Genomic DNA, 16,758 nt, shown 5'->3' on the forward strand with positions numbered 1-16,758 from the left:
CGCGCCATGCTGTTTCGCAGATTTTTCCACCATCGGCCGCGCCTGAATCTGGAGGCGCTTCGGCTGCGTCTCTCGCGGCCGGACGCGCTCTTCTGGCATGCCCTGCTGGGACTGATCGCGGGGTTGGCGACCGGGGTCCTGATCGTCGGTTTCCGGCTCTCGGTCGAAGGGCTCCAGGCGGTCATGCTGCCGCTGCATGGCGAGAACTACGAGGCGTTGTCGCTCGGGATGCGTCTGCTGCTGCCCCTGGCCGGGGCGCTGGCCATCGGTGTGATCTTCGTTCGCTTCGCCCAGGGGATCCCGGTGCTCGGCGTGGCGCGCGTCATGGAGCGCATGGAATATCACCAGGGGCATCTCAGAGCGCGCGGGCTGGTGCTCCAGTTCGTCGGAGCGGCGATCGCCATCGTCAGCGGTCACTCGGTCGGGCGCGAGGGACCGCACGTCTATCTGGGCGCGGCCAGCGGCAGTCTGATCGGACAGGGGCTCACCCTGCCCAACAACAGTATCCGCAACATGGCGGCCTGTGGCACGGCGGCTGGGATCGCGGCCTCCTTCAACACCCCGCTGGCCGGCGTCATCTTCGCGCTCGAGGTGCTGGCGCTGGAATACAGCATCGCCGGTTTCATCCCCATCATCCTGGCCGCAGTCAGTGCCAACGCGGTGTCGGTCGCCGTGTTCGGCAGCGCGCCCGTCTTTCGGGTGCATCCCTTTCTGCTGACGTCGCTCTCCGATCTGCTGCCGGTGGCGGTGCTGGGGTTGGCTGCGGGCGCGATGTCCGCCGCCTACATTCAGGCGTTGCAGAGCTGCGCGCAATTCGGCAAGCGGTTCCCCTATTTCTGGCGAATCGCTCTCGCCGGGTTGGCCGCCGGGCTGTGCGGGATGCTGGTTCCGGAGGTGATGGGGCTGGGTTACGACACCCTGGACCGCCTGCTGGTCGGTCAATTGCCCTGGGCGTTTCTGCTGGTTCTGCTGCTGCTCAAGCTGATTGCGACCTCGACCAGCGTGGGGTTCGGCATTCCGGGTGGAACCATCGGTCCGGCGCTGTTCATGGGGGCGGTGATCGGCAATCTCGTGGCGGGCCTGGCCGGTCTATGGGTGCCCATCGATGCGAGCCATGCCAGCTACTATGCCTTGCTCGGCATGGGGGCGATGATGGGCGCAAGCCTGCAGGCGCCGCTGGCCGCTCTGACCGCCATCGTGGAGCTGGCGCACAGCCCTGGCGTCATGATGCCGGGGATGCTGGCGATCATTCTGGCGGTCGTCACGACCAGCCAGCTGTTCCGCAAGGATTCGCTCTTTCTCGGCGTGCTGCGGGCCAACGGACTGGATTACCGCGCCAATCCGGTGGTCTCACTGCTGCGGCGCAGCGGGGTGGGCGGGGCGATGAATACCAATTTCAGACGTCAGGCGGCTCTCATGACCCGGGATGCGGCAGAGCGCCTGATGGCTGAGGGGCCTGAATGGATCATCATCGAGACGGCCAGGGGGCCTTCGCTGCTGATGCCGGGGATCGCGATCGCCAGCCATCTCGCCCAAGACCCGGAGGCACAGGAGATCGATCTGCTCGCGATTCCGGCCGAGCGGCTCGAACTGGCAGCTGTCCATCTGCAGGCGACGCTCCAGGAGGCGCTCGACATCCTGCGTTCGCGGGGCGTGGAGGCGCTCTATGTCCAGCGCCCGATCGCCCCTGGAATCGATCATATCTACGGCGTTCTGACCAAAGGCCGGATCGAGTCGGCCTATCGCTACTGACCCGCGCTGGATACCTGGTCACCGGCGCGGCTGATTGATCCGAGCGTTGCCACCGATTCCCGATTTCCTCGTGATGGATCACCCTGATGCATATGCCCGTCTTATCGCGCGACCTTCGACCGCATTACCTCACCTGGCCTTTCCTCGCCCTGGCGGTGCTCTTCGTCTCCCTGGCGGTGATCGGCGGCTTTCGGAGCTACACGCCGACACCCTTCTGGGATTCCTGGGGCATCTACCAGTTCGTCGAACAGGTCTCCAGCGGAGATCTGTCGGCCTGGTGGACGCTGCACAACGAGCATCGCATCCTGCTCACCCGCGTGCTGCAGTGGCTGGACATCCGGCTCTTCGACGGCTCCATGGTCTTTCTGGTGGCGATCAACTACGCCATGGCGAGCGCGATCTGTCTGATCTTTCTGCGCGCGCTCGCGGATGCCATCCCCGTCGGCAAATCGTCCGGCATGCGTTTGATCCTCGCCTGCCTGATCTGCGCGCTGAGCTTTTCGTGGCTGCAGATGGAGAACTTCACCTGGGACTACCAGAGCCAGTTCTTCGGCGCACAGCTCTTTCCGCTGCTTGGGTTCTATGCGCTCTATCGCGCGCGTCGTGCCTCGCCGTTCAGCGATGGCCTGTTCATCACCGCTGTTCTCGTCGGCATCCTCAGCGTGGGCACCATGGCGAACGGTATCCTGGCGCTTCCCGCCTTCGCCGTCCTGGCCTGGATCTATGGTGCCGGCCGGGTCCGGGTCGGCGCGCTCGTTGCGGTATCGATCCTCATGGCTGGACTCTATCTGTTCGGCTACCACACGCCCGGAGGGCAACACGCCTCGCTGTTCGCCGCCCTGATCGAGCATCCCGTCCTGCTCGCGAATCACACGCTCATCTATCTGGGCGGACCGATCTACCATCTGCTGGGCATGCGCCACCCCGGACTCGCCCTGGCCGTCGGGCTGTTCGTCGTCCTGAGCGCGCTGTTTCTGGCGATTCGATCGCTGCGCGATCCGCGCCAGCACGCGCTCGAACTGGCGCTGCTCGCCTTCGTTGCCTATGTGATCGGAACGGCGGTCATCACCTCCGCAGGCCGCATCCATTTCTTTGGGGATCGGCCTTATCTGCCAAGCCGGTATATGACCCCGGTCCTGATGGCCTGGTCGGCCTTGCTGATCGCCTTCGCCGCCAGGTTCGCTCACCGACTCGACGATCGGCGTCTGCGTCCGACCCTGGTCGGGGCCGCGTTGGCGTTCCTGCTCCTGCTGACGCCCTTCCAATTTCTTGCATTGCAGACGCATGACGACAGGATCTTCCTGCTGTATGCGTCGGATCTTGGGTCGCCGAGGTCGCACGAGGAGCAGAACTTCTCGCGCGCGATCGCCGCGCTGGCATTGGAATTGGGCGTTCGGGATTCGGCGCGGATTAGCGCGACCTTTCCGGAGGTCGATCTGGCACTGGCCTTGGCGCGTCCGGCGATCAGGAACGGTTGGTCGGCGTTCGGCGATCCACTGCTCGCGGACGCGGGCGCCCGGCTCGGCACCCGCATCGGCGAGGTTCCGGATCGCGTCTGTCTCGGGCATCTGGACGGGATCGCTCCGGTCGACGGCGATGCGCGCTATCTCCGCTTCTCGGGCTGGATCTACGCGCGACACGAGAAGTCGGTTCCGAGATCCGTCCTGCTCGTCGGCCGGGACCGTCGGATTCTCGGCTATGCCCTGACCGGTCGGCCGCGCCCGGACGTCGAGCGCGCCGTCGGCGGGGCTGCGGCGCTGTCCGGCTTCGAGGGCTTTCTACCGGCCGGCTCGTCGTATGCAAAGGCACTGCTCGTCGGGTCGGATCCCGATTGCTACCTGGCGCTGCCCTGATCGGTCACGCCGGTTCGCCAAGCCGGTTGATTCGCGGCGGGGCTCTGGATCTTCAGGCGCGGGGCGGGCAGTATGTCCGCCTGATTCGCTGACGACGTCTCTCGATGCACGGCTTGCTTACCAATCTCGAATTCGCCCTTTCCGTCACCGGCCCCATCATGCTCGTCCTTGCGCTTGGGGTCTGGCTCACGCAGCGCGGTCTGCTGACGGACGCCTTTGCCGATGTCGGCTCCAGGCTGGTCTTCAATGTGACCCTGCCGATCCTGCTCTTCATCACCATCAGTCAGACCCATTACACCCAGGCGGCGAATCTGCGCTTATTGGCGGTGGGCTTGATGGGAACGCTGGTGAGCTATCTGCTCTTCGAGCTGATTGCGGCGGTGACGGTGGCGCCGCGTCGGGATCGGGGCGTGGTGGTGCAGGGCGCCTTTCGCGCCAACATGGGCATCGTGGGGCTGGCCTATTGCGTCAACGCCTATGGAGACGTGGCGATGGCGACGGCCGCGCTCTATCTCGGCGTGGTCACGCTCTTCTTCAACGTGCTGGCGGTCATCACGCTCAACCGCTCGCTCAGCGAGCATCGGTCGCTCGTACCCATCCTCAAGGACATTGCCCGCAATCCGCTGATCATCGCCATCCTCTCGGCGTTGCCTTTCGCCTATTTCGAGGTGCGGCTGCCGGATCTGCTGCTGCAGACGGGCGAGTATTTCGCCCAGATGACCCTGCCGCTCGCCCTGCTCTGCACCGGCGGATCCATGAGCCTGCGGGCGCTGCATCTGGATTCGCGCAACGCCCTCATCGGCGCCTTCGGCAAGGTGGTCGTCACGCCGCTGGTGGTGACCGGGATGGGCTATCTGGCTGGATTGCGGGGCATAGAACTCGGCATCCTCTTCCTCATGTCATCGGCGCCGACCGCCGCTGCCAGTTATGTGATGGCGCGCGCCATGGGCGGTAACGCCGCGCTTGCGGCCAACATCATCGTGTTGAGCACCATCGGTTCCATGGCCTTCACCAGCCTGGGTATTACACTGCTCCATACGTTTGGGCTCATCCGGTAACGATCGTTCGGTCGACGTGCCTGGTTGGTGCGGCATCGGTCTCCGGCAGACCTATGTGTCGCTTGGAATTGCGCATGTTGCGGAAGATGAGCGGGGCCTCCAACTGTGCGGGCTGTTCGGTCGTGATCTGGACCTGACGGCGCAGCTCCGCGTGGTGCGGCGACTTGGAGCAGACCGGATCGGCGTTGGCGGGATCGCCGGTGAGCAGATAGGCCTGGCAGCGACAGCCACCGTAATCCTTGGTCTTCTCGTCGCAGGAGCGACAGGGTTCCTTCATCCAGCCGTCGCCGCGAAAGCGGTTGAAGTCGGGCGAGTCGTTCCAGATCCAGTCGAGATCGTGCTCGCGGACGTTGGGAAAGCTCAGTCCCGGCAGCGAGCCGGCGGCATGGCAGGGCAGGGCGGTCCCGTCCGGGGCGACGGTGAGGAAGATCGCGCCCCAACCGCTCATGCAGGCCTTGGGGCGCTCCTCGTGATAGTCCGGGACCACGTAGAAGATCTTCATCTGACCCTTGAGTCGTTCCTGGTATTCATGGGCGACAGCCTCGGCCTGCCGCACCTGCTCGCGCGTCGGCAGGAGTTGGTCGCGGTTGAGCATGGCCCAGCCGTAATACTGGGTGGTCGCCAGTTCGACATAGTCCGCCTGCAGCGCGTGCGCCATGTCGAGGATCTGGGCGACCTCGCCCGTGTTGTGCCGATGGAGGACGAAGCAGAGCACCATGGGGTAGTCGTACTGCTTCACCAGTCGGGCCATCTCCAGCTTGTGCTGGAAGGAGTCGTTGCCGGCGATGAAGTCGTTCAGCTCGGCGCCGCTGGCCTGGAAGCTGATCTGGATGTGGTCGAGCCCCGCCTCCTTGAAGGCACGGATGCGACGCTCGTCCATGCCGATGCCGGAGGTCAGCAGGTTGGTATAGAAGCCGAGCCGATGCGCCTCGGCGATCAGCTCCTCCAGGTCCTTGCGCACCAGGGCCTCGCCGCCCGAGAGCCCGAGCTGGACGGCACCCATGGCGCGCGCCTCGCGAAAGACCCGGAACCAGTCCTCGGTCGAGAGCTCATCGGCGTACTTGGCCATGTCCAGCGGATTGGAGCAGTAGGGACACTGGAGCGGACAGCGATAGGTCAGCTCGGCCAGCAGCCAGAGCGGCTTAGGCGTCGAATTGGATCCATTGGTTGTCATGGGCGGTACTCAGGAAGGTGTAGACGTCGTCCCGCAGACTGGGGGCCTCGGCGAACTGGGTTTCGAGGTCGGCGACGATGCCGTCGATCGAGCGCTCGCCGTCGCAGCGCTTGAGGATCTCGCCGGCCGGACCGTTGAGCTTCACCATGCCCTCCGGGTAGAGGAGCACGTGACAGCCCTGGGCCTCCTCCCATTGCAGCCGGAACTGCGTTCTGATGCGCGGGACGCTGGTCGGCTCGATCTCGGTGCTCATGGTCGGCCTCCCAGGTTGTGATAGGGCGGACGCTTGGCGATATAGGCCATCCAGATGCAGTCGAGCATGGTCCAGAGGACGTCGAGCTTGAACTGCAGCACCTCCAGCATGCGTTCCTGCTGCTCGCGGGTGCGGTAGTAGTCCAGGGTGATGGCGAGTCCGTGCTCGACGTCGCGGCGCGCCTCGCTCAGACGTTTGCGGAAATAGGCGTAGCCCTGAGGTTCGATCCAGGGATAGTGCGCCGGCCAGCTATCCAGTCTGGACTGATGGATGGTCGGGGCGAACAGCTCGGTGAGCGAGGAGCTGGCCGCGACCTCCCAGGGCTGGCGCCGGGCGAAGTCGACATAGGCGTCGACCGCGAACTTGACGCCGGGCAGCAGGTGCTTCTGGCTCCAGAGATCCTCGCGCGACAGACCGACCGCCTCGCCCAGTTGCAGCCAGGCCTCGATCCCGCCTTCCTCGTCCGGTGTACCGTCGTGATCGATGATGCGCTGGATCCAATGCCGGCGTACCTCGGGGCTCGGGCAGTTGGACAGGATGGCGGCATCCTTCAGCGGGATGGACGTCTGATAGTAGAAACGGTTGGCGACCCAGCCCTGTATCACCGGCTTGTCCACCTGACCGCTGTGCATGAGCTGATGCAGCTCGTGATGGATGTGGTAGTAGCGTTCCTTCTCGCGCAGCTTCTGTTCGAACTCGGCGCGAGACCAGGGCGGTGTGTCGTTCTCCATAGGACTCCTCGGTGCATGCGGGTGTGACGAGCGATGCCTTCTGATCGATTCGACGTCCGATCCGGTTACACCTTGATCTCCATCCCGTCGTAGGCGACCTCGATGCCGACCCGTTCCAGGGCGCGGTGTTCGGGCGAGTCCTCGTCCAGGATGGGGTTGGTGTTGTTGATATGGATGAGGATCTTGCGTGGTCCCTTCAGTGCGCTCAGCGTCTCGACGATGCCGCCTCGCCCGGACTGATCCAGATGACCCATCTCCTGTCCGCGCTTCTCGCCGATGCCGGCGCGGATCATCTCGTCATCGGTCCAGAGCGTGCCGTCGACCAGGATGCAGTCGGCCTCGCGCATGTAGCCCCGCACCTCCTCGTCGAACGCGCCCAGGCCCGGGGCATAGAAGAGCGTTCCGCCGGTGTGAGAGTCCTGCACGCGCACACCGATGTTGTCGCCGGGGACCGTATTGTGTCTGTGCGGCGAGTAGGGCGGCGCCTCGCTCTTGAGCGGTACGGCGGTGAAGCTCAGCCCTTCCGCGCCGAGGATCTCGAATGCCGTGCGGTCGGTCGGGACCTCGTGCCAATGCACACCACGGAAATGTCCGAGGATGTTGAAGATGGGGAAACCGGTCGTGAGATCCTGCTGAACGGCCTGGGTGCAGTAGATATCCCAGGGCGCGGTGTGCTCGCGCAGCATCAGAAGCCCGGTGGTGTGGTCGATCTGGGCGTCCACCAGCAGGATGGCGCGAATGGCGGTGTCGCGGATGTGGTGGGCCGGCTGCAATGCCGGAAAGGATTCGATCTGGGCCCGAATGTCGGGCGATGCGTTGAAGAGGACCCAGTCCTTGTCGTTCGGGCTGATCGCGATGGAGGATTGGGTGCGCGCGCTGGCATGGATGTTTCCCCGCCGCAGTCCGCTGCAGTTCGGACAGTTGCAGTTCCACTGGGGAAAGCCTCCGCCCGCCCCGGATCCCAGTACATGGATTCGCATGAGACGGCCCGCCGCATGAGTCGGCGGAGCGCGTCCGCCTTCGGATGAGGGAGTGCCTCGTCGGCGATCTCCACCGACGGGGCTGGCGTTGCCGCTCGATCAGCGATTGTTGATGTAGAGGTTGATCTCGAATCCGAGCCGCAGGTCTTCGTAGGCAGGTGTCGACCAGGTCATGGGGCGTGTCCTCCGTCTTCTGCACAGTGGTGGTGGCATGGCAGTGCCGCGAGTGGTCGCGAGCCTGGATCCGCTGCGCAGTCCCTGGCGCGATCGGGGGTGGATCCTTGGATCGCGACGTTTCGCGGAAGATTTACAGCAGGAGACGTGCCATTTCTGCTTCATCGGGGGCCGATACCTTGCTGCGCGCTTTGCAGCACGGGCCTCGATTGCTGGGTACGGGATGTCAAGCCGTCCCATCTGTGTCAGCTGGGGAACAGGTTGGTACTCGGACGGAGCGATATCGCCGAGACCGCTGGTTGTATCCGGTTCGCTTCGTGGTAGGCGTCACTCGCTCAGATAGAGTTCGACTCGCCGGTTGCGGGCACGGCCTTCCTGGGTCTCGTTGGCAGCGATCGGGGATCGTTCGCCGAATCCCTCGACCTGGATTCGTTCCTCGGACACGCCCGATGCGACCAGCAGGTCCTTGACCGCGCGTGCCCGTTCCTCGGAGAGCTTGAGGTTGGTCGTTTCCTTGCCTTGGCTGTCGGTGTGTCCGCGTAGCAGAACCCGCAGATTGTCGCGTCTGGCGAGCAGGTCGGCGATCCGCGCCAGGGCTTTGGGGTTGGTGTTTCCCAAATCGGCCGATCCGGACGGGAAGCTCAGCTCGGATTCGCCAAGCGAAATACGCAGACCGTCCTCGGTTGGCTGGGCGTCGAGCCCGGCCAGATCCTCCTCCAGCGTTGGCGTAGCCGTTGTTTCCGGCTGGACGCTGGGTTGAGTCTCTTTCCGTGCGGACCGATCCGCGTCCAGGATCTCGGTCAGCTCCTCCGTTAACCGTTGGCGCTCGGCCTCGAATCGGGTGATCTGATCCTGTTTGAGCGCAGCCAGTGTGGTCTCCAGCGTCTCCATGCGCGCTTGGGTGTCCGCGAGTTCAGCGGCCAATGCTGGGTCTCGCGCTGCCTCGCTGTTGGCGGCGCTCTCCGGCTCGATGCCCCCTGGGTCGGCGGATGGGTATGTCGCGTCGACCGAGTAGACGAACAGCAGGCCGGCGGCAAACGTGAGTGCCAGATAGGCAATGGCGAGCCCGGATCTCCAGGGGCTGGATGCTTGGGTGTCGGACATGGTCTTCTCTCTGGGGAATGGAATGGCAGACGCGGAGGCTAGTGTTCCGGAGAACAGATCCGTCGTTTAGTCACCGCCTTCAGTGTATTGACGAGCAGCACGGCGATGATCCCGGTCAGCATGGTCAGCATGCCGATTCCCAGATAACGAAAGAACGGGCTCCCGGTCTGCTCGAACATCAGCATGCTGGCGATGCTGAAGGCCGCCAGTGGGAAGGAGTAGGCCCACCAGGAGAGGAAGAACCCGAGCCGCAGGAACCGGGGTGCCTGGGTGAAGAGCAACAGGGTCAGAAAGAGCGCGCTGTAGTAGAGCGCGTGCGCGAAGCTGTCCAGGTCCTGAACTAGCCGCAGATAGGCGATGAAGCCGACTGCAGGCGGGGCGATGAGGATGAAGAGCGTCGGCATCAGTCGCTCCTCGATCGGCTGGTGGAAGAGCACCCGATAGAAGATGATCGTCATCAGGATCAGCCAGAAGAGCATGCCGACGCTGAAGAAGAACCAGGACACTTCCGGATGGCCCAGCGGAACGCCCGCGACCGGGACCAGCACGTTGCCGACCGCTGGGATGAACCAGGCAGGGTTCATGTGGTGGACCTGGAAGTGGTCGTGATGGATCCAAACGCTCACCACATAGAGGGTGAACAGCAGATGCAGGCTGGCGCCGGCGGTCCAGAGCACGTGGCTCACCGACGGCGCGAGCGGCAGGAAGGCGATAGCCAGCAGCAGGAGGCTGATCGAGATGGTCGGGAAGAAGTTCAGCTTCACCGGATGTCTGAGTTCCTTGACGACGAACGGGCGGTGGAGCGCCAACTTGGTGCCGTAAAGGCTCGCTAGGACGAGGAAGAGTCCCGAACTCAGGCCGACCAGCCAGGGGTCGATGCCCAGGTCCAGATGCAGGATGTGCTGCGCCTTCTCCCAGCCGATGGTCAGACCGGTCAGGCCCATGACCATGGCAAAGAATGAGATGGGAAAGAATTGGATACGCGAGTGCGTTTCGCTCGGGGTGGTCATGGTGTCTCCAGGCGCGGATCTTGTGCGTGAGCGCTCCGGCGCGTCCTCTCCCGGCGGGAGAGGACGCGTGAAGAGAGAACCGATTTCAGGCTTACTTGTTGGTGTTCAGTCCGAGCGGACGGTAGGCGGGGCACCAGCCGATCAGGCCGGTGGCAAGCGGGACCAGGCCGATGACGCCGAGCCAGTTCTGGGAGGCGAGTCCCCAGGCGACGAGAAGGATGCCGCCGACGATGCGGATGGTGCGATCGAGCTTGCCGAGATTCTGAGTCATGCGATGGTCTCCAGGATGATGGCGACCGGCCGTTGTGGCCGGTCCGACTTGGTGTGGTAGGAGACTATCGGACTGGGTTATTGCGCTCAGTGACTTTGTCACCCTCGCTTGAAAATGTCTTCAACCGTCCCGCGCGCGCCGTTCCAGTTCGGGGATGTCCAACAGTTCGATGAGCCCGCGCGTGGCGCGCAAAAGCCCCTGTCCCTCCAACCCCTTCAGTACTCGGCTGATGACCTCGCGCGAGGACCCCAGTTCGACGGCCAGCGCCTGATGGGTCATGCGGATCTCGCGCGTCGGCGAGGCGGTCCGCAGGCTCAACAGCCGTGCGATGAGCCGTTGGTCCAGGCGCTGGAAGAGCACGGCGTCGAGCACGCCGAAGACCTCCTGCAGCCGCTCGGCGATCAGGCCGAAGATGTATGCGCGCCAGGGTGCCGAATCGGCCATCCAGCGACGCACGTCGTTCGGGCGCACCACCAGTGCCTCGACCTCGGTCTCGCACTCGGCGAAGGCGGGGAAGGGGCGGTCGCTGAGGATGCAGGAGGCGGTCACCACACAGCTTTCGCCCGGCTCGATCCGGTAGAGCGTGATCTCGCGACCGTTCTCGCCGAGCTTATAGACGCGGCCCGTTCCGGCGATCACCAGAGGGAGTGCCGCGCACTGCGAACCGTCCTGGCAGATGAGATGCCCAGCCGGCAAACGCATCGACGTGGCCGTGTCGAACAGCGCCTCGCGGAAGTCGGGCGAGGCCGCGCGCAGAAAGGGAAAGACATCGAGGATCTGATCGCGTTGTTGGGGGTCGCTGATCATGTTGGGGGTCCTGGTGCGTTCGAAAGCGCGTGGGGTTGCCGGTCGCGAGCGGGATCCCGGATGGGGCGCGGGATCAATATCTGGGTCCCCGCTGGTATCTGAGCATGGCGCGGTCGGCCTTGATGATCTGGTGGTTGCGGCAGTTCGGGCTGGCGTCCGTGCGACGACCCGAGCGGTCATAGATGACCTGACAATCGTCCTCGAACAGGACTCGGGTTTCGCCGTGGCGGCCTGGGAGGATCTGAGGCGGCATCTCGCGGTCATCGCGACCTGGGCGGTCATCGCGTCCAGGACGATCGTCGTCCCAACGGTTCTGGCGCAGGTGCTCGCGAATGGCATGATCGGCTCTTCGCATCTCATCCGTACCACAGTTTCGGTAGTGTCTGATGAGATTGCCTCGGTGATCGTAGATCGCCCGGCAACCGCCCGGAACGCGCACATCGAGGTCGCCCGAGGCCATCTGTCTCACCTCCGTGGAGCCGCCCGCGATCGGCCTCTGCGGGCGGGGTCCATGGTAGCGAATGTCGACGACGCGGCGTCTGTCGATCTCGCAGCGCCAGGGATATTTGGTGCCGTTGATCTTGGTCTTGCCTTCGACTCGATAGTGCTTGTCGCCCGGGATCTGTTCCGCGCGCGATTCGCGCAGGTCGATGAGGCCGTAATCGCTGCGCAACCGGCTCTCGCAGGATTGGATGGCGTCCTTGTTGTCGTAGGCCAAAACCGCGCCTGGAGCCGCCAGTGCGGCGATCAGGAGCAGGCCGATCGGTGAATGCGTCAGTCGTATGTGCGTCATCGTCGGTGTCCCCAGTGTCTGAAGATTGGTACCTGTCGAAGCAACCCATCGGCATTTTCGTCAACAGGGATCGACGTCGGTTGCATGGCTCAGGCTTGGATGTTGAACTACCTCGCCTCTTATTATGCTCGGAGACCACCATGATGCGCCGCTTCCGCCTGCTCGGAATCCTCGTTCTGCTCGTGCCGCTCGCCGCTTGGTCGGCGGAGCCGTCGCCGGTCGGCTTTTGGCTCGTGCAGGACGGCGGCGCCGTGGTTCGGCTGCAGGAGTTTGGCGGCGTATTGAACGGCCGCACGGTCTGGATGAAGGAGTCCAGCTATCCGAGCGACGATCCCGAGGGGCGCGCCGGCAAGCCATTGCTGGACGACTTTAACCCCAACCCGGCGCTGCGCGAGCACAAGCGGCTGGGACTGCAGATCCTCTCGGGCTTCGTGCCTGGCGACACGCCGGGCGTCTATTCCGGCGGTCAGGTCTACAATCCGCGCGACGGCAAGACCTATTCGGGCACCATCACCCTGGCCGGCAAGGATCGTCTCGAACTGCGCGGTTATGTGGTCATCAGCCTACTTGGCAAGACCCAGACCTGGACCCGCGTCGATCCCGCCAAGTACGGGCTCAAGCCCTGATCTCGACCCGGCCGCGCGATTCGTATCGCCGGACCTCGATTGCTCGGCCGGGCACGATCTGACATCATGCGCTCAGACTCATTTCATGGTGTGGTGATGGGTTTTCCCCCGAGCGATCGGGCTGCCCGAATCCGCCGACGCAAGCAGGGTAGTCGACGATGTCTCCACTCAAGCTCAAGCTCCATTGGCAGATTCTGATCGCACTGGGCCTGGCCATTCTGGTCGGGCTCGCGGTCGGACGTGAAGCCGGACTCTTCGGCGTCACTTTCTACGCGATCTTCGATTTCGTTGGGAAGCTCTTCCTCAACGCACTCAAGATGTTGATCGTTCCGCTGATCCTCTCATCGATCATCGTCGGGGTCTCCGGGCTCGGGTCGGGCAATCTCGGCAGGCTGGGTGGCAAGACCATCGGCTATTACGCCATGACCAGCCTCTTCGCCATCCTGGTCGGTCTCATCCTGGTGAACCTGATCCAGCCAGGCGTGGTGGACGGGGATCCGAAAGAGGTCTTCGGGTTCAGCGCCGATGTCCAATCGCTCGAAGCGAAGATCGGCGACAAGGACGGCGGGGACGTGGTGGAGGTCTTCCTGCGCATGATTCCCACCAACGTGGTGGCTGCAGCGGCGGCTGGCCAGATGCTGGGACTCATCTTTTTCGGCTTGCTCTACGGCTTCTTCATCACCCGCCTTCCCGAGAACCTCGCCAAGACGCAATCCAGTTTCTTCGAAGGCGTGTTCGAGATCATGATGCGCATTACAGATCTCATCATGCGTTTCGCGCCCATCGGCGTTTTCGCCTTGGTGGCCAAGACGGTCGCGAGCACAGGGCTCGACGCCTTCGTGCCGTTGGCGCTCTTCTTCCTCACCGTAGTGCTCGCCCTGGGGACGCACTTCCTGGTGGTTCTGCCGCTGCTGCTCTATTTCATCGGTGGCGTGAGCCCAATCCGTCACTATTCGGCGATGGGCTCGGCCTTGCTGACGGCCTTCTCGACCGCCTCCTCATCCGCAACCCTGCCGGTCACCATGGAGTGCGTCGAGAAGAATGCCGGCGTCTCCAATCGCGTCACCAGTTTCGTGCTCCCGCTCGGTGCGACCGTCAACATGGACGGCTCCGCGCTCTACGAGTGCGTCGCCGCCATGTTCATCGCCCAGGCCTACGGACTGGATCTCACCTTCGGCACCCAGTTCCTGGTCGTGTCCTTGGCCTTATTGACCTCGATCGGCGTGGCCGGCATCCCTGCCGCCAGTCTGGTCGCCATCGCCATCATCCTGGGCGCCGTCGGTTTGCCGCTGGAAGGCATCGGCCTCATCCTGGCCGTCGACCGTATCCTCGATATGATGCGCACCACCGTGAACGTCTTCAGCGACTCCTGCGGTGCGGTGATCATCGCCCGTAGCGAGGGCGAGACCCATGTCCTGCAGTCGCCCAAGCTCGCAGGATCGGCGCCGGGACTCAGTCGTACTTGATGTAGGCGTAGCGCGGATCGTCCGGCGTCCCGTCCAGCGCGCTCTCGGCGCTGGGACGCCACATGAGCGTTTCCTCGATTTTGCGTGCCAGCGTGAAATCCTTGTCAGTGATGCCTTTGGCCGAGTGGGTCATCAGCTTCACCATCACGAAGGCATAGGAGGCCGCCAGGTCGGGGTGGTGCCAGGCCGCCTCGGCCAGATGTCCCACCGTGTTGATGACCATGAGGGTTCCCTTCCAGCCGCTGGTGCGGTATTTGCGCCGGATCCAGCCGTTCTCGTAGTACCAATGGGGTAGCTCGGATTTCAGCCGATGCTGGATGTCCGCCTCGTCATAGACCGTTTCTTCTGACATCTTCGGATCTCCTTTCAAATGGTCGGAATGGTCCGGTCGATCGGGCGAGCGCGTCTCGCCGCTTCAGCCAGAAGGCCTGTGCGTGCCGAGCAATCCGCGTACGGTCTCCACGATTTCCTCGGGTGGCAGTCCGTAGGGAACGAGACGGGCAACGCGGCCTTCCGTATCCAGTATGTAGATAGCGGCGCTGTGGTCCAGACTGTAGTGCTCGCGCTCTCCCTTTCCCACGAACGCATAGCGGACACGATAGCGGTCGGCGACCTCCTTTAGCTCCTTGGCCGTTCCGGTCAGGCCGATCAGCCTCGCATCGAAATAACGTACGTACTCGCGCAGCTTCTCCGGCGTATCCCGATCCGGATCGAGCGAGATGAAGATTCCCTGAACCCGATCGGCCTGGTCTCCGAGTTGGCGGAGCGCCGCGCTTATGACCGCCAGGGTCGTCGGGCAGATGTCCGGACAGAAGGTATAGCCGAAGGACAGCACGACGACCTTGCCGCGCACCTGGCTCAGGCTGAATGGGCGGCCATCCTGGTCGATCAGCTGGAAGTCGCCGCCGATCGGCTCGGATTTGGCATGAGTGCAGGCCAGGGCCAGCAGGGTTGCGAGTGCGAGTCGGAATAGGATCTGTGCGTGAAGGGTTTTCATGACCTCTGGTCAGCAGGTGGCATGCCAGCGATCGGTTGTGGGCTGGCGTCGACGACCGATTGTCTTCCGACGTGCCTTCAGCGGGGCACAGGTGTCTCTGCTCTGGAGCAGCCTGCTGCGGTGTTCGACCAGATGGCGTCAGGAATCCTGGGTTTGGTCCGGCCTCTTGCCGTCTCGATCCGATCGCTTGCCGCGTGGCTCGGAAATTGCCCTAGCGTTTGAGTCGGAAACGAGCCGGGTGCTCACTCGGATAGCTCCTGGTTTGGGTGAGGGCTTCGGCTCGATTCCGCTTAATACAACAACAGCATAGGAGGATCGGGATGTTTCAGAGACTGTCAGGCTGGGTTTCGGCCGCTGGCGTCACCAGCGCGCTGGTTTTGGGGGCGGTCGGATCGGTCTCCGCCGACGAGACCTGCGTCTCCCCGTACTCGCCCAAAATCGTCGGCCAAGAGGATTATGTCTACGTCTGGACCCTGGGCGTCGAGGGGATGGGCGATGAGCAGGACAAACTGGTCAGTATCGACGCCAACCCGGATTCGCCGACCTACGGCAAGGTGCTGCATAGCGTCTCGGTCGGCGGTCGCAACGAGGCGCACCACTCGGGCTATTCCGACGACCGCCGTTATCTCTGGGCGGGAGGCTTGGACACCAACAAGATCTTCATCTTCGACGTGCACACGGATCCGGCGAAGCCCAGTCTGTTCAAGGTGATCGACGACTTCGTCGCCGTGAGCGGCGGGGTGGTCGGTCCGCACAGCTTCTATGCCCTGCCTGGGCGCATGATGATCAGCGCGCTCTCGAACAATGCCGATCACGGTGGACGGACCGCCTTGGTCGAGTACAGCAACGAGGGCGACTATGTCGCGACCCATTGGATGCCGACCGACGATGATCTCCAGGGCGCCGAGAAGACGGGCCAGTTTGCCGACGGTTACGGCTACGACGTGCGCTTCCTGCCGGCCAAGAATCTCATGGTGACGAGCTCTTTCACCGGCTGGTCGAACTACATGATGGACTTCGGCAAGATGCTGAACGACCCGGAGGCCATGAAGCGTTTCGGCAACACGGCCGCGGTCTGGGACCTGCACGCGCGCAAGCCGCTCAAGGTCTTCGACGTGCCGGGGGCGCCACTGGAGATCCGCTGTGCCTGGGGCAGCAACTACTGCTTCACCACCACCGCGCTCACCTCCAAGATCTGGTTGATCTACGAGGACAAGGATCAGGGCTGGACCGCCAAGGAGGTCGGCACCATCGGCGATCCCTCCAAGGTTCCGCTGCCGGTCGCCTTCTCCATCAGCGCCGACGACCGCTTCCTCTGGGTCAACACCTTCATGGACGGCTCGACCCGGCTGTTCGATGTCTCCGATCCCTTCGATGCGAAGCTCGTGGACACCTTCAAGATCGGCTCGCAGGTCAATATGGTCTCCCAGAGCTGGGACGGCGAGCGTCTCTACTTCACCTCCTCGCTGCTCGCCAACTGGGACAAGAAGGGCGAGGACGATCAGCAGTTTCTCAAGATGTACCACTGGGACGGCAAGCAGCTGAGCGAGGGCTTCACGGTGGACTTCTACAAGGAGAAGCTGGGTCGCGCCCATCTGATCACGCTCAACTCACGCGCGCTCTATGCGAGCAAGATCGCCGAGAGTTCCACGCCCTCCGGCCGGGTCGGCGCGCTGGCGGCGGTTTCGGGAACCGACTGAATCCGGTGC

General features: G+C 63.7%; 18 protein-coding genes. 6 read left to right on the forward strand and 12 right to left on the reverse strand.

The window, feature by feature from the left end:
- Positions 1–6: 6 nt before the first annotated feature.
- The 3 genes from THIDRDRAFT_RS02625 to THIDRDRAFT_RS02635 all read left to right on the forward strand — a co-directional run bounded on the left by THIDRDRAFT_RS02625 (position 7) and on the right by THIDRDRAFT_RS02635 (position 4,663).
- The gene (locus tag THIDRDRAFT_RS02625) at positions 7–1,752 is read left to right on the forward strand and encodes a chloride channel protein (protein WP_007039242.1); all 1,746 of its coding nucleotides are present in this window, start codon (positions 7–9) and stop codon (positions 1,750–1,752) included.
- Positions 1,753–1,838: 86 nt separating this feature from the next.
- A complete protein-coding gene (locus THIDRDRAFT_RS02630; RefSeq protein ID WP_007039243.1) occupies positions 1,839–3,605 on the forward strand; it encodes a hypothetical protein in 1,767 nt (588 codons plus the stop codon).
- Positions 3,606–3,709: 104 nt separating this feature from the next.
- Positions 3,710–4,663: an AEC family transporter gene (locus tag THIDRDRAFT_RS02635; RefSeq protein WP_007039244.1), complete on the forward strand. Its 954-nt coding sequence runs from the start codon at positions 3,710–3,712 to the stop codon at positions 4,661–4,663.
- On the opposite strand, the gene pqqE is transcribed toward THIDRDRAFT_RS02635, so the two are convergent.
- From pqqE to THIDRDRAFT_RS23525, 10 genes are all read right to left on the reverse strand, one after another.
- Positions 4,653–5,837: a pyrroloquinoline quinone biosynthesis protein PqqE gene (pqqE, locus tag THIDRDRAFT_RS02640; protein WP_007039245.1), complete on the reverse strand. Its 1,185-nt coding sequence runs from the start codon at positions 5,835–5,837 to the stop codon at positions 4,653–4,655. The genes THIDRDRAFT_RS02635 and pqqE overlap by 11 nt on opposite strands.
- Positions 5,806–6,090, reverse strand: coding sequence for a pyrroloquinoline quinone biosynthesis peptide chaperone PqqD (gene pqqD / locus THIDRDRAFT_RS02645; protein ID WP_007039246.1), 285 nt, complete (start codon positions 6,088–6,090; stop codon positions 5,806–5,808). Before pqqD ends, pqqE begins: the two co-directional genes overlap by 32 nt.
- Complete coding sequence (gene pqqC, locus THIDRDRAFT_RS02650; protein WP_007039247.1) at positions 6,087–6,821, reverse strand: pyrroloquinoline-quinone synthase PqqC; 735 nt, start codon at positions 6,819–6,821, stop codon at positions 6,087–6,089. Before pqqC ends, pqqD begins: the two co-directional genes overlap by 4 nt.
- A gap of 65 nt (positions 6,822–6,886) precedes the next feature.
- A complete protein-coding gene (gene pqqB / locus THIDRDRAFT_RS02655; protein WP_007039248.1) occupies positions 6,887–7,801 on the reverse strand; it encodes a pyrroloquinoline quinone biosynthesis protein PqqB in 915 nt (304 codons plus the stop codon).
- A gap of 99 nt (positions 7,802–7,900) precedes the next feature.
- On the reverse strand, positions 7,901–8,215 hold the full coding sequence (gene pqqA / locus THIDRDRAFT_RS27265) for a pyrroloquinoline quinone precursor peptide PqqA (protein WP_083827419.1): 315 nt from the start codon (positions 8,213–8,215) through the stop codon (positions 7,901–7,903).
- 87 nt (positions 8,216–8,302) lie between these two features.
- Entirely contained in the window at positions 8,303–9,079 is a 777-nt protein-coding gene (locus THIDRDRAFT_RS23520; protein ID WP_007039249.1) for an OmpA family protein, read from the reverse strand.
- Between the two features lie 38 nt (positions 9,080–9,117).
- Positions 9,118–10,089: an SLAC1 anion channel family protein gene (locus THIDRDRAFT_RS02665; protein ID WP_007039250.1), complete on the reverse strand. Its 972-nt coding sequence runs from the start codon at positions 10,087–10,089 to the stop codon at positions 9,118–9,120.
- Between the two features lie 91 nt (positions 10,090–10,180).
- On the reverse strand, positions 10,181–10,360 hold the full coding sequence (locus THIDRDRAFT_RS02670) for a YgaP family membrane protein (protein ID WP_007039251.1): 180 nt from the start codon (positions 10,358–10,360) through the stop codon (positions 10,181–10,183).
- A gap of 120 nt (positions 10,361–10,480) precedes the next feature.
- Positions 10,481–11,167: a Crp/Fnr family transcriptional regulator gene (locus THIDRDRAFT_RS02675; RefSeq protein WP_007039252.1), complete on the reverse strand. Its 687-nt coding sequence runs from the start codon at positions 11,165–11,167 to the stop codon at positions 10,481–10,483.
- Between the two features lie 73 nt (positions 11,168–11,240).
- Positions 11,241–11,960 (reverse strand): hypothetical protein, encoded by a 720-nt coding sequence (locus THIDRDRAFT_RS23525; protein WP_007039253.1) that lies wholly within the window; start codon positions 11,958–11,960, stop codon positions 11,241–11,243.
- Between the two features lie 140 nt (positions 11,961–12,100).
- Here THIDRDRAFT_RS23525 and THIDRDRAFT_RS02685 point away from each other — a divergent pair, with 140 nt between their 5' ends.
- Together THIDRDRAFT_RS02685 and THIDRDRAFT_RS02690 are read left to right on the forward strand one after the other, a co-directional pair.
- A complete protein-coding gene (locus tag THIDRDRAFT_RS02685; RefSeq protein WP_007039254.1) occupies positions 12,101–12,586 on the forward strand; it encodes a DUF2147 domain-containing protein in 486 nt (161 codons plus the stop codon).
- 158 nt (positions 12,587–12,744) lie between these two features.
- A complete protein-coding gene (locus tag THIDRDRAFT_RS02690; RefSeq protein ID WP_007039255.1) occupies positions 12,745–14,052 on the forward strand; it encodes a dicarboxylate/amino acid:cation symporter in 1,308 nt (435 codons plus the stop codon).
- Here THIDRDRAFT_RS02690 and THIDRDRAFT_RS02695 read toward each other — a convergent pair.
- Together THIDRDRAFT_RS02695 and THIDRDRAFT_RS02700 are read right to left on the reverse strand one after the other, a co-directional pair.
- Positions 14,039–14,404, reverse strand: a complete 366-nt coding sequence (locus THIDRDRAFT_RS02695) for a 4a-hydroxytetrahydrobiopterin dehydratase (RefSeq protein ID WP_007039256.1) — start codon at positions 14,402–14,404, stop codon at positions 14,039–14,041. The genes THIDRDRAFT_RS02690 and THIDRDRAFT_RS02695 overlap by 14 nt on opposite strands.
- A 63-nt stretch (positions 14,405–14,467) precedes the next feature.
- Positions 14,468–15,049 (reverse strand): SCO family protein, encoded by a 582-nt coding sequence (locus tag THIDRDRAFT_RS02700; RefSeq protein ID WP_007039257.1) that lies wholly within the window; start codon positions 15,047–15,049, stop codon positions 14,468–14,470.
- A gap of 320 nt (positions 15,050–15,369) precedes the next feature.
- On the opposite strand from THIDRDRAFT_RS02700, the gene mtoX reads away from it, so the two are divergent.
- Positions 15,370–16,749: a methanethiol oxidase gene (gene mtoX / locus THIDRDRAFT_RS02705; protein WP_007039258.1), complete on the forward strand. Its 1,380-nt coding sequence runs from the start codon at positions 15,370–15,372 to the stop codon at positions 16,747–16,749.
- The last annotated feature ends 9 nt before the right edge of the window (positions 16,750–16,758 follow it).

The sequence above is a fragment of the Thiorhodococcus drewsii AZ1 genome, from assembly GCF_000224065.1.
GTDB classification, from domain to species: Bacteria; Pseudomonadota; Gammaproteobacteria; order Chromatiales; family Chromatiaceae; genus Imhoffiella; species Imhoffiella drewsii.

Coding starts and splice junctions, on each gene's coding strand:
- THIDRDRAFT_RS02625 (WP_007039242.1), top strand. CDS start 7: ATGCTGTTTCGCAGATTTTTCCACCATCGGCCGCGCCTGAATCTGGAG.
- THIDRDRAFT_RS02630 (WP_007039243.1), top strand. CDS start 1,839: ATGCATATGCCCGTCTTATCGCGCGACCTTCGACCGCATTACCTCACC.
- THIDRDRAFT_RS02635 (WP_007039244.1), top strand. CDS start 3,710: ATGCACGGCTTGCTTACCAATCTCGAATTCGCCCTTTCCGTCACCGGC.
- pqqE (WP_007039245.1), bottom strand. CDS start 5,837: ATGACAACCAATGGATCCAATTCGACGCCTAAGCCGCTCTGGCTGCTG.
- pqqD (WP_007039246.1), bottom strand. CDS start 6,090: ATGAGCACCGAGATCGAGCCGACCAGCGTCCCGCGCATCAGAACGCAG.
- pqqC (WP_007039247.1), bottom strand. CDS start 6,821: ATGGAGAACGACACACCGCCCTGGTCTCGCGCCGAGTTCGAACAGAAG.
- pqqB (WP_007039248.1), bottom strand. CDS start 7,801: ATGCGAATCCATGTACTGGGATCCGGGGCGGGCGGAGGCTTTCCCCAG.
- pqqA (WP_083827419.1), bottom strand. CDS start 8,215: ATGGGACGGCTTGACATCCCGTACCCAGCAATCGAGGCCCGTGCTGCA.
- THIDRDRAFT_RS23520 (WP_007039249.1), bottom strand. CDS start 9,079: ATGTCCGACACCCAAGCATCCAGCCCCTGGAGATCCGGGCTCGCCATT.
- THIDRDRAFT_RS02665 (WP_007039250.1), bottom strand. CDS start 10,089: ATGACCACCCCGAGCGAAACGCACTCGCGTATCCAATTCTTTCCCATC.
- THIDRDRAFT_RS02670 (WP_007039251.1), bottom strand. CDS start 10,360: ATGACTCAGAATCTCGGCAAGCTCGATCGCACCATCCGCATCGTCGGC.
- THIDRDRAFT_RS02675 (WP_007039252.1), bottom strand. CDS start 11,167: ATGATCAGCGACCCCCAACAACGCGATCAGATCCTCGATGTCTTTCCC.
- THIDRDRAFT_RS23525 (WP_007039253.1), bottom strand. CDS start 11,960: ATGACGCACATACGACTGACGCATTCACCGATCGGCCTGCTCCTGATC.
- THIDRDRAFT_RS02685 (WP_007039254.1), top strand. CDS start 12,101: ATGATGCGCCGCTTCCGCCTGCTCGGAATCCTCGTTCTGCTCGTGCCG.
- THIDRDRAFT_RS02690 (WP_007039255.1), top strand. CDS start 12,745: ATGTCTCCACTCAAGCTCAAGCTCCATTGGCAGATTCTGATCGCACTG.
- THIDRDRAFT_RS02695 (WP_007039256.1), bottom strand. CDS start 14,404: ATGTCAGAAGAAACGGTCTATGACGAGGCGGACATCCAGCATCGGCTG.
- THIDRDRAFT_RS02700 (WP_007039257.1), bottom strand. CDS start 15,049: ATGAAAACCCTTCACGCACAGATCCTATTCCGACTCGCACTCGCAACC.
- mtoX (WP_007039258.1), top strand. CDS start 15,370: ATGTTTCAGAGACTGTCAGGCTGGGTTTCGGCCGCTGGCGTCACCAGC.